This window comes from Myxococcaceae bacterium JPH2, from assembly GCA_016458225.1.
Taxonomy (GTDB): Bacteria; Myxococcota; Myxococcia; order Myxococcales; family Myxococcaceae; genus Citreicoccus.
Genome location: JAEMGR010000003.1, coordinates 369,619 through 386,420, shown reverse-complemented (window position 1 = coordinate 386,420; position 16,802 = coordinate 369,619). Strand labels below are relative to the sequence as shown.

The 16,802-nt window shown below is 69.4% G+C and carries 19 protein-coding genes; 16 read left to right on the top strand and 3 right to left on the bottom strand.

Annotation, left to right across the window (positions count from 1 at the left end; all coding sequences use genetic code 11):
• Positions 1–1,127: 1,127 nt before the first annotated feature.
• From JGU66_06315 to JGU66_06290, 6 genes are read left to right on the top strand one after another with little or no spacing between them, the layout of a single operon-like run.
• A complete protein-coding gene (locus JGU66_06315; GenBank protein MBJ6760370.1) occupies positions 1,128–1,727 on the top strand; it encodes a hypothetical protein in 600 nt (199 codons plus the stop codon).
• Positions 1,724–3,025, top strand: coding sequence for an MFS transporter (locus JGU66_06310; protein MBJ6760369.1), 1,302 nt, complete (start codon positions 1,724–1,726; stop codon positions 3,023–3,025). The genes JGU66_06315 and JGU66_06310 overlap by 4 nt, the downstream gene beginning before the upstream one ends.
• Positions 3,022–5,154, top strand: coding sequence for a carbohydrate binding family 9 domain-containing protein (locus tag JGU66_06305; GenBank protein MBJ6760368.1), 2,133 nt, complete (start codon positions 3,022–3,024; stop codon positions 5,152–5,154). Before JGU66_06310 ends, JGU66_06305 begins: the two co-directional genes overlap by 4 nt.
• An 11-nt stretch (positions 5,155–5,165) precedes the next feature.
• Complete coding sequence (locus JGU66_06300) at positions 5,166–6,005, top strand: methyltransferase domain-containing protein (GenBank protein MBJ6760367.1); 840 nt, start codon at positions 5,166–5,168, stop codon at positions 6,003–6,005.
• Between the two features lie 10 nt (positions 6,006–6,015).
• The gene (locus tag JGU66_06295; protein MBJ6760366.1) at positions 6,016–6,846 is read left to right on the top strand and encodes a DUF692 domain-containing protein; all 831 of its coding nucleotides are present in this window, start codon (positions 6,016–6,018) and stop codon (positions 6,844–6,846) included.
• 13 nt (positions 6,847–6,859) lie between these two features.
• A complete protein-coding gene (locus JGU66_06290; protein ID MBJ6760365.1) occupies positions 6,860–7,435 on the top strand; it encodes a hypothetical protein in 576 nt (191 codons plus the stop codon).
• 25 nt (positions 7,436–7,460) lie between these two features.
• Here the strand turns inward: JGU66_06290 and JGU66_06285 are convergent, their stop codons facing one another.
• The gene (locus JGU66_06285) at positions 7,461–7,961 is read right to left on the bottom strand and encodes a YbhB/YbcL family Raf kinase inhibitor-like protein (protein MBJ6760364.1); all 501 of its coding nucleotides are present in this window, start codon (positions 7,959–7,961) and stop codon (positions 7,461–7,463) included.
• Positions 7,962–8,288: 327 nt separating this feature from the next.
• Between JGU66_06285 and JGU66_06280 the strand changes: the two genes are divergently transcribed.
• From JGU66_06280 to ychF, 6 genes are all read left to right on the top strand, one after another.
• Entirely contained in the window at positions 8,289–8,552 is a 264-nt protein-coding gene (locus JGU66_06280; protein MBJ6760363.1) for an AtpZ/AtpI family protein, read from the top strand.
• Entirely contained in the window at positions 8,549–8,953 is a 405-nt protein-coding gene (locus tag JGU66_06275) for a hypothetical protein (GenBank protein ID MBJ6760362.1), read from the top strand. Before JGU66_06280 ends, JGU66_06275 begins: the two co-directional genes overlap by 4 nt.
• Positions 8,953–10,029 (top strand): F0F1 ATP synthase subunit A, encoded by a 1,077-nt coding sequence (gene atpB, locus JGU66_06270; protein ID MBJ6760361.1) that lies wholly within the window; start codon positions 8,953–8,955, stop codon positions 10,027–10,029. Before JGU66_06275 ends, atpB begins: the two co-directional genes overlap by 1 nt.
• 151 nt (positions 10,030–10,180) lie before the next feature.
• Positions 10,181–10,411 carry an ATP synthase F0 subunit C gene (locus JGU66_06265; GenBank protein MBJ6760360.1) on the top strand — a complete coding sequence of 77 codons (231 nt, stop codon included), beginning with the start codon at positions 10,181–10,183 and terminating at the stop codon, positions 10,409–10,411.
• A 116-nt stretch (positions 10,412–10,527) separates the two neighbouring features.
• The gene (gene atpF, locus JGU66_06260) at positions 10,528–11,064 is read left to right on the top strand and encodes a F0F1 ATP synthase subunit B (GenBank protein MBJ6760359.1); all 537 of its coding nucleotides are present in this window, start codon (positions 10,528–10,530) and stop codon (positions 11,062–11,064) included.
• A 42-nt stretch (positions 11,065–11,106) separates the two neighbouring features.
• A complete protein-coding gene (gene ychF / locus JGU66_06255) occupies positions 11,107–12,216 on the top strand; it encodes a redox-regulated ATPase YchF (GenBank protein MBJ6760358.1) in 1,110 nt (369 codons plus the stop codon).
• A 72-nt stretch (positions 12,217–12,288) separates the two neighbouring features.
• On the opposite strand, the gene JGU66_06250 is transcribed toward ychF, so the two are convergent.
• The gene (locus JGU66_06250) at positions 12,289–12,537 is read right to left on the bottom strand and encodes a hypothetical protein (GenBank protein ID MBJ6760357.1); all 249 of its coding nucleotides are present in this window, start codon (positions 12,535–12,537) and stop codon (positions 12,289–12,291) included.
• A 409-nt stretch (positions 12,538–12,946) separates the two neighbouring features.
• Positions 12,947–14,248, bottom strand: a complete 1,302-nt coding sequence (locus tag JGU66_06245) for a helix-turn-helix domain-containing protein (protein ID MBJ6760356.1) — start codon at positions 14,246–14,248, stop codon at positions 12,947–12,949.
• Between the two features lie 88 nt (positions 14,249–14,336).
• Between JGU66_06245 and JGU66_06240 the strand changes: the two genes are divergently transcribed.
• The 4 genes from JGU66_06240 to JGU66_06225 all read left to right on the top strand — a co-directional run bounded on the left by JGU66_06240 (position 14,337) and on the right by JGU66_06225 (position 16,792).
• Positions 14,337–15,116 (top strand): class I SAM-dependent methyltransferase, encoded by a 780-nt coding sequence (locus tag JGU66_06240; GenBank protein MBJ6760355.1) that lies wholly within the window; start codon positions 14,337–14,339, stop codon positions 15,114–15,116.
• A 14-nt stretch (positions 15,117–15,130) separates the two neighbouring features.
• Positions 15,131–15,634, top strand: a complete 504-nt coding sequence (locus JGU66_06235; GenBank protein ID MBJ6760354.1) for a cupin domain-containing protein — start codon at positions 15,131–15,133, stop codon at positions 15,632–15,634.
• A gap of 30 nt (positions 15,635–15,664) precedes the next feature.
• Entirely contained in the window at positions 15,665–16,165 is a 501-nt protein-coding gene (locus JGU66_06230; protein MBJ6760353.1) for a hypothetical protein, read from the top strand.
• A gap of 93 nt (positions 16,166–16,258) precedes the next feature.
• Positions 16,259–16,792: a heme NO-binding domain-containing protein gene (locus JGU66_06225; GenBank protein MBJ6760352.1), complete on the top strand. Its 534-nt coding sequence runs from the start codon at positions 16,259–16,261 to the stop codon at positions 16,790–16,792.
• Positions 16,793–16,802: the final 10 nt, after the last annotated feature.

Below are 16,802 nucleotides of genomic sequence, written 5' to 3'. Positions count from 1 at the left end.
GTGCACCTGCTCCAGCGGCATGGTCATCCTCTCCACCGACCAGGTGGCGCAGTAGTCCGCGCCGCTCTCAAGGAAAACACCATGTACATCCAGTCCGAGATCGTTCGCGTCTCCGCCGCCGCCGACAAGTGCACCTGCTCCAGCGGCATGGTCATCCTCTCCACCGACCAGGTGGCGCAGTAGTCCGCGCCGCTCTCAAGGAAAACACCATGTACATCCAGTCCGAGATCGTTCGCGTCTCCGCCGCCGCCGACAAGTGCACCTGCTCCAGCGGCATGGTCATCCTCTCCACCGACCAGGTGGCGCAGTAGTCCGCGCCGCTCTCAAGGAAAACACCATGTACATCCAGTCCGAGATCGTTCGCGTCTCCGCCGCCGCCGACAAGTGCACCTGCTCCAGCGGCATGGTCATCCTCTCCACCGACCAGGTGGCGCAGTAGTCCGCGCCGCTCTCAAGGAAAACACCATGTACATCCAGTCCGAGATCGTTCGCGTCTCCGCCGCCGCCGACAAGTGCACCTGCTCCAGCGGCATGGTCATCCTCTCCACCGACCAGGTGGCGCAGTAGTCCGCGCCGCTCTCAAGGAAAACACCATGTACATCCAGTCCGAGATCGTTCGCGTCTCCGCCGCCGCCGACAAGTGCACCTGCTCCAGCGGCATGGTCATCCTCTCCACCGACCAGGTGGCGCAGTAGTCCGCGCCGCTCTCAAGGAAAACACCATGTACATCCAGTCTGAGATCGTCCGCGTCTCCGCGGCTGCCGACAAGTGCACCTGCTCCACCGGTATGGCGAGCGACACCACGGTGCGCGCCGAGTAGTCCCTCCCGCCTCGCTCACGCGGAGCCTCGAGGGGTTCCTCCCCTTCGAACGCACCCGAGTGTCTGCATTTGCGGACCGGTGAGCCGGGGCACCCCAGTCACGCGAAACCTTTCGGGAGACATTCCATGAACCGTCCATCCGTGAGTGCCCGCGTTGCCGTTGTCACGGTGCCGCTTCGCTGTTGTCGCGGCATGGCTGTCCCGTCCGGGACGGCCGGGCTGGGGCTCTAGTCGTCCATGGCCGGGCGGAAGGGCAGGTCCCTTCCGCCCGGCTGTGTTTCCTCTTGCGTCCGACCTGGTCCGCGCCGTGCCTTCCGCATCCACTTCGCTGTTGCTCTTCACCCAGGCGGACCTGGGTGGCCGCACGCTCTTCCGGACCGTTCCGGTGGACGTGGCGGTGAGAGAGGGCCAGGGCCGACTCTGGGTCGACCTGTCCCGCGACAATGCCTTCACGTCGTCGTGGCAGCAGCACGTGCGTCACCTTGGAGCGCTCGGCCGGCGGCACTACGCGCTGGCGTGGGACGAGACGGACCTGCATGTGTCGCCGCGTGGCAAGGGCGTGACGCTGGACGGTCGCAGTGCCTCCCTGCCGCTGTTCGTGGCCTGGGTGGCGCTCCTCTGCGGGCAGCCGCTGCCCACGCCTTTCCTGGCCACGGGCGTGGCGCTCGATGAGCACGGCGAGAAGCTGGCCCCGGCGCCTCGCGAATACCTGCAAGGAAAGCTGGGCGTGGCGGATGCCTACGCGCGCCAGCGCTTCGCCGCGTCCCTGCCGGTGCCGGTGTACGTGCCCGCGGGCAGTGGCCATGACCCCGCGCCCTTCACGGCGTTGGACGTGCGTCCGGTGGCCACGCTCACCGACGCCGTCGCGCAGGTGCTGGGGCTGTCGCCTCGAAAGGAGGGCGCATGATTCGCCAAGGCGTCCGGGCCATCCGGGAGATGTATGGGTTGACGCGCGGCCTGGGAAACCTGCGCGTGCTGCTCGCCTCGGGCCTGTTGGGGATGCTGGCCTCGGGTCTGCTCAACCCGGTCATGGGCCTCTACCTGCGCTCGCGCGGGTTGAGCTTCCAGGAGATTGGCACGCTGTACACAGCGGGCTCGCTCCTGCCCATCTTCGTCCAGCCCATGCTGGGCTCGCTGTCGGACCGCTATGGGCGCAAGCCCTTCGTGGTGGGGCTGTCGCTGGCCACGTCGCTGCTCGTGCCGGTGGTGGCGCTCATCGATGACGCCCGCCCGCTGGCCGCGGTGATGGTGCTGAAGATGCTGCTGGCCCGCAGCGCCGCGCCGGTCTCCAACGCCATGGTGGCGGACTTCGCCCCTACGCGGCAGCGCGCCACCATCTTCGCGATGCTGGACTCGACGTCGAACCTCTTCTTCGTCGCGTCGCTGTTCGCGTCCTCCGCGGTGGTCCGCTGGATGTCCATCAGCGGGGCCTTCTTCCTCGCGGGCGGGCTGTTCCTCATCAGCAGCCTGGTGTTGCTGGCGCTCGACTCGAAAGAGACCGTCACGCCGCCGCCCGAGTCCTCCCTGCAGGCCGGCTGGCGCCTGGCGCTGAAGGGGCTGGTGGCGCCCTTCTCGTACGTGCGGGCGCAGCCGCATCTGGCGGGCCTGTTCCTGTGGCAGTTCTTCTTCACCTTCGCGCTGGGCCTCTTCCCCACGTACATGCCGCTGTACGTGGTGGAGCTGGGCGCGCCGCGCGAGGCGGTGGGGCCGCTGGTCGCCGCCTCGTGGCTCGTCTTCGCCTTCGTGCAGCCCTTTGGTGGCCGGCTGTCGGACCGGCTGCCTCGGCGCGTGGGCCTCATCACCGTGGGCCTGGGCGGCATGGTGGTGGCGAGCGCGCTCTTGGGCGTGGCGGGCTGGATGCCGCCGCGGTTGGCATTGAGCACGCTGTTGTTCGCCTGGGTGTTGTTGGCGGTGCCGGACGGCTTGCATCGCTCGTCCGCGGCCGCGCTGGTGGTGGAGCAGGTGCCCAGCGCCGCCGAGCGGGGCCGCTTCATGGGCGCCCTGGGCTCGGGCGCGGCCCTGGCGCAGGTGCTCGCGCCCATCAGCTACGGCGCCGTCGCCCAGCGGCTGGGCATCTCCGCCGCGTTCCTTCTGTCCTCGGGGGCCTTCCTGTTGGCCCTCGTCTGTGTGGCACGGGTGAGGGAGCCTCGCGGCGCTCCCGCCACACCCGCGCTCAGCCTCACTCCTACTTCGGAGCCCGGATGAAAACGTGGAGCAAGGCCTGTCTCCGGGGCGCCGCGCTGCTGGCGTCCCTCCTCGTGCCCGCCGCGGCCTTCGGCGACTCGACCTATCAGGTCCAGGCGACCAAGACGACCGAGCACATCACCATCGACGGCAAGGGCGACGAGCCCGCGTGGCAGACCGCGCCAGAGATTTCTGGCTGGCACCTGACCCGCATCGACTACGGCAAGCCCGCGCGCGATGACACCAAGGTCCGCATCCTCTACGACGCGGACAACCTCTACTTCCTCTTCCACTGCCTCGACTCACAGCCGGACCGCATCACCGGCTACACGGTGCAGAACGAGGGCTTCCTCCACCAGGAAGACAACATCACCATCATCCTCGACACGTTCCTGGACCACCGGAACGCGTACTACTTCTGGACGAACACGCTCGGTGTTCGCACCGACGGGCGCATCGTGGATGACGGCGAGGCGTTCTCCACCAACTGGAAGGGCGAGTGGGAGTCCCGGTCCACCGTCGTCTCGGACGGATGGATCGCCGAGCTGCGCATCCCCTTCGCCAACTTCCAGTTCCCGAAGAAGGACGTGGTGACGTTCGGCATGCTCCTGGACCGCGAGCAGTCGCGCAATCAGGAGTGGAGCAACTGGACGCCCGACGGCGTCAACAGCGCCAAGGTCAGCCGCTATCCCCACCTGGATGGGCTGCAGGGCATCAACCCGCGCAGCGTGTTCAGCGTCACCCCGTACGTCGCCGCCACCGTGGCGCTCAAGACGGAGGATGGGCGCGGCGTGTTCCGTCCAAACATCGGCGCGGACGGGCGAATCGATCCGGCGCCCTGGCTGTCCATGAAGCTGACGGCCAACCCGGACTTCAGCGACGCGGAGGCGGACCAGGGCTTCCTCTTGCTGGACACCGAGCAGCCCCTCTTGCCGGAGCGCCGCGAGTTCTTCCTGGAGAGCGAGCACCTCTTCATCGCGCCCATCAACGTGTTCACCTCGCGCCGCATCGCGCTGCGCCCGCATGACCGCGTCTGGGGCGGTCTGCAGCTCACCGGCAAGCTGGGCGGACTCAACTTCGCGCTGCTCGACGTGCAGCACCGTGACCTCTCCGGCCGCAACCCGGATGGCTCCGAGGTGTACGAGAACGTCAACTCCGGCGTGGTGCGGCTCCAGCAGGACCTGGGCAAGCGCTCGATGCTGGCGCTCGTGGCGCTCAACCGCAGCGGGCGGGGCGGCCTCTACGGCGACTCGGACTTCTCCACGTTGGGCATGGACGCGAACATCCACATCTACGAGGAGTTCTTCATCCAGGCCGAGGCCCTGCGCAGCTGGAGCCCGCTGGGCAACGTGGACGCGGACGCCTACCACGTGGGCCTCCACCGCTTCGACACGCTGTCGGAGTTCTGGATCCAGTTCGAGGACATCGGGAAGAACTACGCGAACCCGCTGGGCTGGACGCCGGTGGTGGACAAGCAGGGCTGGAACACGCACCTGTTCCTGAACCCGTTCCCCAAGTGGCGCTTCTTGCCTCGGCTGGACATGACGTGGGACACGCTGTGGCGGCGCAACCACGAGGGCGCGCGCACGCGCTACCGCCAGCGGCTCAACGTGCAGCCCTACCTGCACCACAACTTCGCGCTCTACTTCGACGGCATCTACGACGACAACGAGGGCTTCCGGAACCGGCTGGCCACGGCGGGCTTCACGCTCTTCCCGCATGACTGGCAGAGCTTCACGCTGACGGGCATCGGCGGGCGCTTCCTGGGCGGGCAGATTCGCGGCCTCAACGGCGCCTTCAACCTGAAGCTGGGGCCGCACATCGTCGCGAAGTTCAGCGGCTTCTACACGCGCAACTTCGACGTGCCCGAGGGCAGCAAGCTCTTCGGCACGTCGGGGGATGGCTACAGCTGGTCCGGCTACGCGCAGCTCCGCTACCACTTCAGCCCGGACCTCTACGCGCGCGTCACCTTCCAGAAGGGCAACGTGTTCGAGCTGGCGGACTACAACAGCGTCAAGGGCACGTTCCTCGACGCGATGGTGGGGTGGCACTACCGCCAGTGGAGCGACATCTTCCTCGTCTATACGGATCAGCCCTTCAATGGCTCACAGGAACGGCGAATCCTTTCCAAGGTCTCCTTCAACTACTGAGGACACGCTGCATGAGCTCCGCGAACCCCACGGCCCTCAAGAGCCGCTATGACGAGGTGTCGCCCAAGTATGAGCAGACGGCGCCCAACCACGTGGCCATCAAGCTGTTCTGGCTGGCGTATGAGCACCTGACCTGGAAGCCCGTGGAGGCGCTGCTGCCCAAGGACGGGCGGTCCTGGCGGGTGCTGGACGCGGGCGGTGGCGGCGGCAAGTTCGGCACGCGCTTCGCGGAGGCCGGGCACCACGTCACGGTGTTGGATATCTCGCCCGGGATGCTCGACGGCGCGCGCGCGCAGTTCTCCGCGAAGGGCCTGCTCGAGCGGGCCACCTTCGTGGAGGGCAACGTGGCGGCGCTGGACTTCGCCGACGCCACGTTCGACCTGGTCTTCTGCGAGGGCGACCCGGTCTCGTATTGCCTGGACGCGTATCCGCGCGCGGTGCAGGAGCTGGTGCGCGTGGCGAAGCCGGGCGCGCCGGTGGTGCTGGGCGTGGACAACCGCTACGAGGCGTTCGCCGGGACGCTGAAGATGGGCAAGCCCGCCGAGGCATTTCAATCCCTGCTCGATGGCCGCACCTCGTGTCCCTACGGCTTGCCGGTGCATGCCTTCACGGTGCGCGAGCTGGAGAAGGCGGTGGCTGACGCGGGCGCGGAGCTGGATGAGATTTTCGGCAAGCCCGTCATGTTCTTCGACATGCTCCAGGCCATGGCCGCCGCGCGCGGCACGCCCGGGACGCCGTGGGACGCGTGGGCGGCGCGCGACGAAATCCTCGCGCTCCAGGAGCGGCTGGCGCACGAGGGCTTCGCGGTGCTGGGGCAGCACTTCCAGGTGATGGCGCGCCGCAAGGCGTGAGGAGCGCGCCATGGGGCTTCCCTATCTGGGCGTGGGCCTCAGCTATCGCTGGGACCTGAACCCTCACCTCGCACGAGGCAACCCGGGCGTGGACTGGCTGGAGGTGACGCCCGAGCACTTCCTGCCGCTGACGGAGGACGCGGAGCGGCGCCTGGATGTCTTGTCCAGGCGCTATCCGCTGGTGGGCCACAGTCTGGAGTTGAGCGTGGGCTCGGACGGCGTGGACGCGCCGGGCTACCGGGATGGCCTGCGGCGCATCCTCTCGCGGACGAAGAGCGTGTGGCACGGGGACCACCTGTGCTTCACGCGCGTGGGCCATCTGCCTTTGCGCGCGCTCACGCCCGTGCCGCTGACGGACGAGGCGGTGGAGACCTGCGTGCGCAACGCCCGCGCGGTGCGCGCCGATCTGGGCGTGCCGTTCGTGCTGGAGAACATCGCCTATCTCTTCCACACCGACCTGAACACGCTGGACGAGGCGGACTTCATCCGTCGCGTGGTGGAAGGCGCGGACTGCGGCCTGTTGTTGGACTTGCACAATGTCTATTGCAACGCGGTGAATCACGGCTACGACGCGTATCGCTTTATCGACCGTCTGCCATTGGAGCGGGTGGTCCAGATTCACCTGGCTGGCGGCACGACGGCCGAGGGCCTGCGCTTGGACAGCCACTCGGCGCCCTCTCCGGAGGAGGTGTGGCAGTTGTTGGAGTACGTGGTGCCTCGCTGCCCGGTGCGCGGCGTCAACTTCGAGATGGACAGCGGCTTTCCGCCCTTCGCGCGGTTGGTGGAGGAGCTGGCGCGGGCGCGGGCCATCTTGCAACGCCATGGCGCGAGCACGGCCTGATGGAGACCTGGCCATGAGCTATTCCCAGTCATTGGAAGTGCTGGCGCGGCTGCACGTGGACCCGCGCTTCCGTCGGGCGTGGGGACAGGACGCGAGCGCGGCGCTGTCGGGCTATGCGCTGACGCCTCGGGAGCGCGAGGCGCTCCTGCGCGCGGACGCGGTGGTGGTGGACCGAGCCGGGCGGATGATGGACTACCACCGGGGCGCGCGGGTGACCGAGCAGCTCCCTTGGGTGGATGCATCGAAGCGCCCCGAGCTGGGCCCGCGGCTCCAGCGCTTCATGACGGAAGCGCTGCCCGAGCTGCTCAACCGCGAGGAGGCCATCACCTTCTGCCGAGACCTGGAGGCGCGGCCCGAGGGATTGCCCGCCTACGTGTCGGAGCTGGCGCGGTGTGAGCGATTGCGGCTCGGGCTCGCCTGGGGCCTGGAGCCGATGACGAAAGGCGCGCGGGTGGAGTCCTTCACCTATCCGGTGCTGGAGATTCTGGCCGCGCTGGCGCGCCCGGGTTGGCCCGAGGTGGCGCCGCGCCCCACGCGCGTGGAGTACCTGAAGGTGCCGGGCCTGCCCGCCGTGCTGGTGCGCGGGTAGGCCCGGAGCCAGTCCGTCGCCGCGCTCAGTGCGTCGCGCCGCGGTGGTGCACCTTCTGGTAGGTGCCGAGCAGCTCGGCCTCGCCGAGCACGTGGCCGTTCATGGCCTCCCGCAGCTCCGCGCGCGTGGCCCGCCCCAGGTCTGGCAGCACCGTGTCCAGCGCGTACAGCCGGAAGAAGTAGCGGTGGTTTCCGATGGGCGGCATGGGCCCGCCATAGTCCGAGCGGTGGAAGTCGTTGAGCCCCTGCCGGACCCCGGCGGGGAGCACGTCCGCGTTGGCGCCGTCCGGGAGGTCCTGGGCGCCCGGGGGGATGTTGTAGAGGACCCAGTGGCAGAAGGTCATCTTCGGGTTCTGTGGGTCCGGGGCATCCGGGTCCTCGACGATGAGGGCCAGACTCTTGGTCCCAGCGGGCGGGTTCTCCCAGTGAAGGGACGGCGCCTTGTCCTCTCCCTCCCCTGTGTAGGCGATGGGGATGGGGCCGCCGTTCTTGAAGCGCGGGGACGTGAGTTCGAGCGGCTTGGGCATTCGGCTCCTCCGGGGCGACGCGCGGAAACGATGCGGTGCGCAAGGCAAGCTGGCGACTCGGGAGCCGTCGCGGCGAGGCGCGGCCAGGCGGGCCCTGGCCTTGGCGTCCGCCGGGCGGACGAGCGCGGCAGATCCTCCATGAGAGAGAACGGCGAGAGAAGAACTCACGCCTGCCGCAACCCCCTCTCCCGAGGGACTGTCCACCCCCGGATGGTAGCGGTTGCGCCTGCCGCGCATTCGGTGCTAAGCGGCGCCCGCGCGTGGAATGGGGCAGGGTGGGGTGATGGTGAAACCCATGGTTTTCCCAGGGTTTGGTGAGGCGTCCACATGGCGGAGCGACGACCCTCGAACGAGCGCCCCGATGACCGGGAGCTGGGTGAGACGGCCCGGCAGATGAGGGCCGCGGAGCCCTACATCTCGGCGGTGTGGAAGCTGGTGGGCGGCGCGGTGGTGGGAGTGCTGGGCGGGTGGGGGCTGGACCGGTGGTTGGGGACGGCGCCGTGGATGCTGCTGGGGCTGAGCCTGGTGGGGATTTGCGTGGGCTTCTACGGCTTCCTCCGTGAGATGGCCCGACTGGGGAAGCGGAAGTGACGCGGGAGTCTGGAAGCGACCCGTTCCGGTCGCACGCGGGGTTGGCGGCGGGGGTGATGGTCGTGGGCGCGGTGGTGGCCGCCGCGATGCCGAAGGCGGCGGATGACCGGCTGGCGGCCTTGTTGGGCGTGGGGTTGTCTGCGGTGGCGGGTGTCCTGGCGCTGCTGTTGAAGCGACGGGCGATGCGGCAGGCGGACCTGAAGGCCGCGCTGAAGGTCGTGGGGTTGGTGTTCGCGCTGCGCGGGGTGTGCGTGGGGCTGGGGTTGGCGTGGGTGGTGTCTCGAGATTTGAGCGCGGTGCCGTTCGTTGGCGGCTTCTTTGGCGTCTACTTCGCGCTGCAGTGGATTGAAGTCAGCTACGTGATGGCCGCGTCGAAAGGCGCGGCGGGCGGAGACGAGTGATGCGCAAGGCTATGGTGCTGTTCGCCTGTCTGTTCGCGGGCACCGTGCTGGCCTCGGAGCATGAGGCCGAGGGGCACGAGTCCGCGGGCCACGAGGCCCCCGCGGGGGGCCATGAGGCGGCGGGGAAGGAGGACGTGGCCGGCTACATCCTCCACCACGTGGCGGACTCGAATGAGTACGAGTTCGAGGTGCCGCTCAGCTCCGAGGAGCACGTCATCCACCTCCCCCGGCTGTTCATCCCCTTCCACGAGGGTGCATGCACGCCGGTGGCCTCCGAGCACGGCGAGGTGACGCCGGGCCTGGGCGCCGGTTGCCTGGACCTCTCCATCACCAAGCACACGGTGATGATGTGGCTGGCGGCGGTCCTCCTCATCGGCTCGCTGATGCTGTGGAGCAACCGCGACAAGTCGAAGCTGGTGCCGCGCGGCGCCGGGGCCAACCTCTTCGAGATGCTCGTCCTCTTCGTGCGTGACGAGCTGGCCATCAAGAACATCGGCAAGGAGGAGGGTCCCAAGTACACGCCCTACCTGCTGACCGCGTTCTTCTTCATCCTCTTCATGAACCTGTTGGGCCTGTTCCCCTGGATGGCGACCGCCACGGGCAACGTCGCGGTCACCTGCGGCCTGGCGGTGTGCACCTTCGTCGTCACCCAGATTGCCGGCATCCGCGCGGCGGGCCTCGGTGGCTACCTGAAGCACCTGACGGGCGGCGTGGCTCCCTGGCTGTGGCCCATCATGATTCCGGTGGAAGTGCTGGGCCTGTTCACCAAGCCCTTCGCGCTCACCATCCGTCTCTTCGCCAACATGCTGGCGGGCCACATCGTCATCTTCTTCCTGCTGGGCCTCATCTTCATGCTGGCCCACCCCGCGGTGGCCCTGGTGAGCGTGCCGTTCGCCTTCGGCATCTACCTGCTGGAGCTGTTCGTGGCCTTCGTGCAGGCGTACGTCTTCACGATGCTCTCGGCCCTCTTCATCGGCATGGGCGTGGCCATGGGCCACCACCACGATGACCACGGCCACGAGGGTGACCACGGGCACGGCCACAAGGACGACGCCCACGGCAAGGCGCACGCCTGAGCCGGTAGCGGTCCAATCAAGTTGACGGGGCGCGGCGGTACGGCGCCCCGGTTGAAGACCTGGCGATTCGAAAGGTCGCCAGAGGTAGTCCTAAAGGGAATTCACGACCCCCCCACAAGCGGGTCCTCGCTCTGAAAGTAGAAGTGCTTCCATGACCAACTTCGCTCTTGCCTTCCTCGCCGCCGGTATCGGCGCTGGCCTCTCCATCATCGGCGCCGCCCTCGGCATCGGTAAGCTCGCCGCCGCCGCCATGGACGCCACGGGCCGTCAGCCGGCCGCCGCTGGCGACATCCGCACCACGATGATCATCGCCGCGGCCCTTATCGAAGGCGCCACGCTGTTCGCGCTGGTCGTTTGCATCCTGCTCGCCATCAAGGCCTAAGCAGGTTCGTCACGCCGCACTGGCGCCCCGGGCCTGAGTCCGCGGGCGCCAGGTCGGTGCAGTTCCCGTCTCACCCGCAGTTCCCGCCCTCCTCCCTTCACGCCTCGGGACACGCCATGCTCCTGCCCTCCGTCCTCGCCTCCAGCAGCTTCGTGGAGGTCCGCCCGGGACTCATCTTCTGGACCATCGTCACCTTCATCCTCGTGCTCGTCGTCCTCCGGGCGAAGGCGTGGGGCCCCATCCTCCAGCTGGTGGAGGAGCGCGAGAAGCAGATCTCCAACGCCATCGAGAGCGCCAAGCGTGAGCGCGCCGAGGCGGAGAAGCTGCTCGCCGACCAGAAGACGGCCATTGCCGAGGCGCGCCGCGAGGCCGCGGACATGATGCGCCGCAACCAGGCGGACATGGAGAAGTTCCGCGACGAGCTGATGGCCAAGAGCCGCAAGGAGGCCGAGGAGCTGAAGGCCTCTGCTCGCCGGGAGATCGAGGAGCAGAAGTCCAAGGCCATCGCGGAGGTCCGCTCCATGGCCGTGGACCTGTCCATGGAAGTGGCCGGCAAGCTCCTGAACGAGCGCATGGACGACAGCAAGCACCGCGCGCTGGCCGAGCAGTTCGTGCAGTCCCTGCCGGTGCAGGGCGCACGCAAGTCGGCCTAGCGGGAAGCGCGCCCCCGGGCTCGCCTGTTCCAGGAATCCAACATGGCTCTTTCCATCGGCATTGTCGGACTGCCCAACGTGGGCAAGTCCACCCTGTTCAACGCGTTGTCCGCCGCGGGCGCGCAGGCGGCCAACTACCCGTTCTGCACCATCGAGCCGAACGTGGGCGTGGTGCCGGTGCCGGATGACCGCCTGGACCAGCTGTCGGCCCTCATCAAGCCGCTGAAGAAGATCCCCACGTCGCTGGAGTTCGTGGACATCGCCGGGCTGGTGCGCGGCGCGTCCAAGGGCGAGGGCCTGGGCAACCAGTTCCTGGCGAACATCCGCCAGGTGGATGCCGTGCTGCACGTGCTGCGCTGCTTCGAGGACGAGAACATCACCCACGTCGAGGGCGGCGTGGATCCGGTGCGGGACCGGGATGTCGTCGACACGGAGCTGTGCCTCAAGGACCTGGAGACGGTGGAGAAGCGCCGCGAGCGCGCCCAGCGCAACGCCAAGTCCGGTGGCAAGGCAGGCGATGAGGCCAAGGCCGAGCTGGTGCTGCTGGACCGCATCAAGGCGGGGCTGGACAACGCGACCACCGTGCGCGCGCAGAAGCTCACGGATGATGAGCGCGCGGCCATCCGCGACATGTTCCTGCTGACGGACAAGCCCGTGCTGTACGTGGCGAACATCAGCGAGGGGCAGATTGGCAAGGACGAGGGCGACAAGTTCGTCCAGGCCGTGCGCGACATGGCCACCAAGGAAGGCGCGGGCGTGGTGGTGCTGGCCGCCGCGATGGAGTCGGAAATCCAACAGCTCCCCGAGGCCGAGCGTCCGGGCTTCCTGGAGAGCGCGGGGCTGACCGAGCCGGGCCTGCACAAGGTGGTGCGCGCCGGCTACAAGCTCCTGGGCCTGTGGACCTACTTCACGGTGGGCGAGCAGGAGTGCCGCGCCTGGACCATCCACCAGGGCTTCAAGGCGCCGCAGGCGGCGGGCGTCATCCACTCGGACTTCGAGCGCGGCTTCATCAAGGCCGAGGTGATGCGCTGGGAGGACCTGGTGAAGCTGGGCAGCGAGGCCTCCGTGAAGGAGAAGGGCCTGCTGCGCGTGGAAGGCAAGGAGTACGTCGTCCAGGACGGCGACTGCATGCACTTCCGCTTCAACGTCTGAGGCGTCGCGCGAGCGCGGCCTACCCGGCGGGTGTCTCCTTCGTGGAGGCGCCCGCTTTCGCTTTGTGGGGGCCTAGCCGGGCCCTCGCAGCAGCGTGAAGACCCAGAGCCCCACCGCGAACAGCGCGATGACGGTGGTGGCGACAGCGGAGCGCCGGACGCGGCCAGAGGGGTCCGGCGTCCGCGACGCATAGAGCCAAGCGCCGCCCACTCGGATGAGCAGGAAGAGGCCCAGCAGGACGGGCCCCAGCACCTGCCAGCCGGTGGGGTGCATGAGGACCACGACCCAGGCCCCGATGAAGGCGATGTTTCCGAGCAGCATCAGGACGGGCACGGGCAGGGGCGGGCGCGAATTCACGCCCGCCAGTCTGTCCGCCGGGTGTCCTGCCTCCAACCGGATTCGCGGCGGGGATGCCTCGCAGGTGACACACCCGGGGTGGGGCAGGACCGGGCCTCTCCGCCCTGGCAGGAGCCCCGGGCTGATGGCCGCGAGTATTCCGGAATGATTCTCTGGCGCGTACGGACTGTGAAACGTGTCGCGGTCGTGGGAATCTCCGGGTCACCCGGCCGTCTCACGGCGGGTGACCGCAGGCACATCAGTACAGCAGTTGCAGTCGCAGTGCGGTAACGCGACCGCTCCGAGGGGAGACGGGGCGGGCGCGGAGTTCGAGGCGCGGTGGTTCCCGTGGGGAGATGGGGACCACCGCGCCCCGAGCGTTTTTCCCCCCGCGTCACCCGCGCGGATCCGCGCGCGGTGTCTCCACGTAGCGAGCCCGCGGGCGCAGCAGGTGTCCCTGCTCGCGTTGCTCCAGCACGTGCGCCACCCAGCCCGCCGCGCGCCCCACCGCGAACAGCGTGGCCGCGGCCCCCGCGGGAAGTCCCAGCGCCAGCGCCAGCGTCACCAGCCCGAAGTCCAGCGAGGGCGCGGGGTGGCCCGCGTCGCGCACCACCTCCAGCACGGCCTTCGCCACGCGCACGCCAGGCGCCTCGGGACGCAGGGCCAGGGCGGCGTCGAGCAGCGGCGGCGTGCGCGGGTCTCCGTCCGGGTACAGCGGGTGTCCGAAGCCCGTGAGGGCCTCGCCGCGCCGGAGCCGCTCGCGCACCACCGAGGCCGCGCGCTCGGGGCGGCCCACCTCCGCGAGCAGGGCCTCCACCCGGTCGCACGCGCCGCCGTGCTTGGGGCCGGACAGCGCCGCCAGCGCCGCGCTCAGACACGCGTAGAGATCCGCTCCCGACGAGGCCGTCACGCGCGCGGCGAAGGTGGACACGTTCAGCTCGTGATCCGCGCACAGCACCAACGCGCGGTTGAGCAGCCCCGGTGCGTGCCGGCCCTTCGCGCCCCACGCATGACCGAGCGACGCGGCCACGGTCGGCTCCTCCAGCGCCCGCGCCACCCGTCCCGGCGCGCGCGCCACGCCGCCCCAGGCACCCAGGTGACGCAGCAGCCGCCGCGCGCGGGCCTTCTCTTGCTCGGGCGGGGCGGCGAAGCGCGCGGTGTCCTGCGCGCCCAGCAGGGCCACCAGCGCGGACAAGGACGCGAGCGGAGGCGTGTCGCGCGGCAGCAGCGCCGCGAGCGTGGAGGCGGGCCACGGGGGAGGCTCCGGAGGGGCCCAGCGCGCGGACGTGGTCGGCAGCGTGCCAGTCCACAACAACTCCGCGACGTCCTCGAACGCGCGCCCCTCCAACGCGAGCGACACGGCGGGGTGGCCTCGGTACGCGAGCCCCGCCGCGCCCACGCGTGACACGGACGAGTCGATGACGGGCTCACCCCAGCGCAGCGCGCCCGAGGCCACCGCGGCGTGACCGGCGCGCGCGTCGTGCCGTGCCTTCAGCCGCTCCAGGTCCGCGCGCACGTAGCGGTTCTCCTTGGTGCCCGGCTCGGGCACACACCGCACGAGCCCTCGGCTGACGTACGTGTACAGCGTGGCCCGCTTCACGCCGAGCAGGGTGGCGGCCTCCGCCGCGGACATCAGCTCCTCCTCACGTCGAAGGTCGAATCGAGATTGAGAGCGACCGCCTTTGCGACCCACCATGCGTCACGAGCCTCCTGGCGCGCCATTGTCGACTCGACTCGACATCCCGTCGAGTTGAAGTCTCCAGCAGGCCCAGAGGAGCACCGCCATGCACGTGGACTTCGGACGCACGTCGTCGGACTACTTGAAGCATCGCGCCGGCTTCCCGGACGCCTTCTTCGCGCGGCTGGAGCGCGAGGGTGTGCTCCGCTCGGGCCTGCGCGCGCTGGACGTGGGCACCGGCACTGGCACCGTGGCGCGGGGACTGGCCGCGCGCGGTTGCGCTGTCATCGCGCTCGACCCGGCCGCGCCCCAGCTCGACGCCGCGCGCGAGGCCGCTGTGCGCGCCGGGCTCTCCATCGACTTCCGGTTGGGCCGCGCCGAGGAGACGGGCCTGCCCACGGGCTCGGTGGACCTGTACGTGGCGGGCCAGTGCTGGCACTGGTTCGAGCGCGAGGCCGCCGCGCGCGAGGCGTTCCGGTTGGTGGCTCCGGGAGGGCGGTTGGTCATCGCTCACTTCGACTGGTTGCCCACGCCCGGCAGCGTCGCGGAGGCCACCGAGGACCTCATCAACGCGTTCAACCCCGGCCCGCTGCCGCAGTACGTCCAGTGGGGCCACGCCGCCGGCATCTATCCGCAGTGGTTTCATGACGTCACGGCGGCGGGCTTCCAACAGTTGGAGTCCTTCTCGTTCGACGCGCCCACGTCCTACGCGCGCGCGGCGTGGCTCGGTCGTGTCCGCGCGAGTGCCCGGGTGGGCGCGTCGCTGCCGCCCGAGGAGGTGGCCCGCTTCGACGCGGAGCTGGCACGCCGCCTCGCGGAGCGCTTCCCCGGAGAGACGCTGTCCATTCCCCACCGCGTGTTCGCGCTCATCGCCACGCGGCCCTGACCCTGGAGCCCACCTTGTCCTCTCATCCTCACCTCATCCACGCGGACGACGTGGCCTGGACTGAACTCGCGCATGGGTCGCGCGTGGCCATGCGGCGCAAGCAGCTCGGCGCGCTCGCCCAGGGACGCAAGCTCGGGTGCAGTCTCATGGAGTTGCCTCCCGGCAAGCGCTCGTGGCCGTTTCACTACCACCTGGCCAATGAGGAGGCCCTCTATGTGCTCTCGGGCGAGGGCGTCGTGCGCCTGGGCTCCGAGCGCTTCCCCGTGAAGGCCGGCGACTATGTAGCGCTGCCTCCGGGGCCCGGCTCCGCGCACCAGGTCTTCAACGCGGGGCCCGAGCCGCTGCGCTACCTGGCCTTCTCCACGATGGAGGCGCCGGACGTCGTCATGTACCCGGACTCGGGGAAGGTGGGCGTCTTCGCGGGGGCCGCGCCGGGTGGGGACAAGGCCGCGCGCACGCTGCATGCGTATCTGCCGCTCGCCGCGGAGGTGGACTACTGGACGGGCGAGGAGTCGTGACGGGGGCGCATCAGGTAGGGTGCGCCGGTCATGGCTTCCCTCCTCGATGCGCTCGACCACGAGCACCTCCTCAAGAACCGCGCGGTCGCCGCGGAGCACGTGCGAGCCGGAGAGCCGCCCCATGTGTCGCTGCTGCGGCTGTGCGACGCGGGGGCGCTGGCCGGAGGGCTGTCCGTGGCGTACGGCGTGCGGCCCGATGAGCTGGTGGGCCCGCTCACGGCCGCCATGGGAGGCGCGGCGCGGCGGCTGAAAATCACCGACGTGCGCGAGCGGCCCGTGCTCACGCTGCACGTGGAGTCCGAGGGCGTGGAGGAGCGCTGGGAGGTGGAGGACGTGGCCGCGCTCGCGCACAACCTGAACGACCTCTACCGCGCGGCCCCGGACGTGCGAGTGATTGTATTGCTGGGGGAGTGGGAGGACGCGTATCAGCTCGTGTGTGTGGAAAAACGAGCCCTGCCGCGACTGCTAAAGCAGACATTTTTCGCGCCGTTCAACCTCGAACAGCTCCGAGGGCTTGTCTCAGCGCGTTGATGTTCAGCGGTGGACCGGGTTCTCGCCCCCGGGTCGCACGCGAGTCACGGGGCATGCTACGGCCGAGGGGAACCTCGGGCCCGGAGGCGCTCCATGCACGGCATTCTCTTCCATGAGCTGCGGGGCTACGCCCAGTCGCGCCTGGGGACCCAGGGCTGGGAGTCACTCCTGGAGAAGGCCGGACTGCCCCAGCGCATCTACCTGGCGTTCCAGCAATACCCAGACGAGGAGGTGACGGCCCTGGTCGCCGCCACCGCGCAGCTCCTGGGACAGGCGCCGCGCCTGGTGCTGGAGGACTTTGGCGAGTTCATCGCGCCCAGCCTGCTGCGCAAGTACCGCGTCCTCCTGGAGCCGAACTGGAGCGTGCTCGACATCGTGGAGCGGGCCGAGCACATCCTCCGCAGCGTGCGCCAGGACGCGAAGCCTCCGCCCTCGAACCTGCGGATCCGCCGCGAGGAGGACGTGGTGCTCGTGTCCTATGGCTCACCGCGCCGGCTGTGTGGCGTGGGCATCGGCTTCATCCGGGGGCTGGCACGGGAGATGGGGCAGCGCGTCGTCGTGCACGAGCAGCAGTGCATGCATCACCGGGCGCCCCGCTGCGAGCTCCAGGTGCTCCTCATGCCCTGAGTGTGGCCGC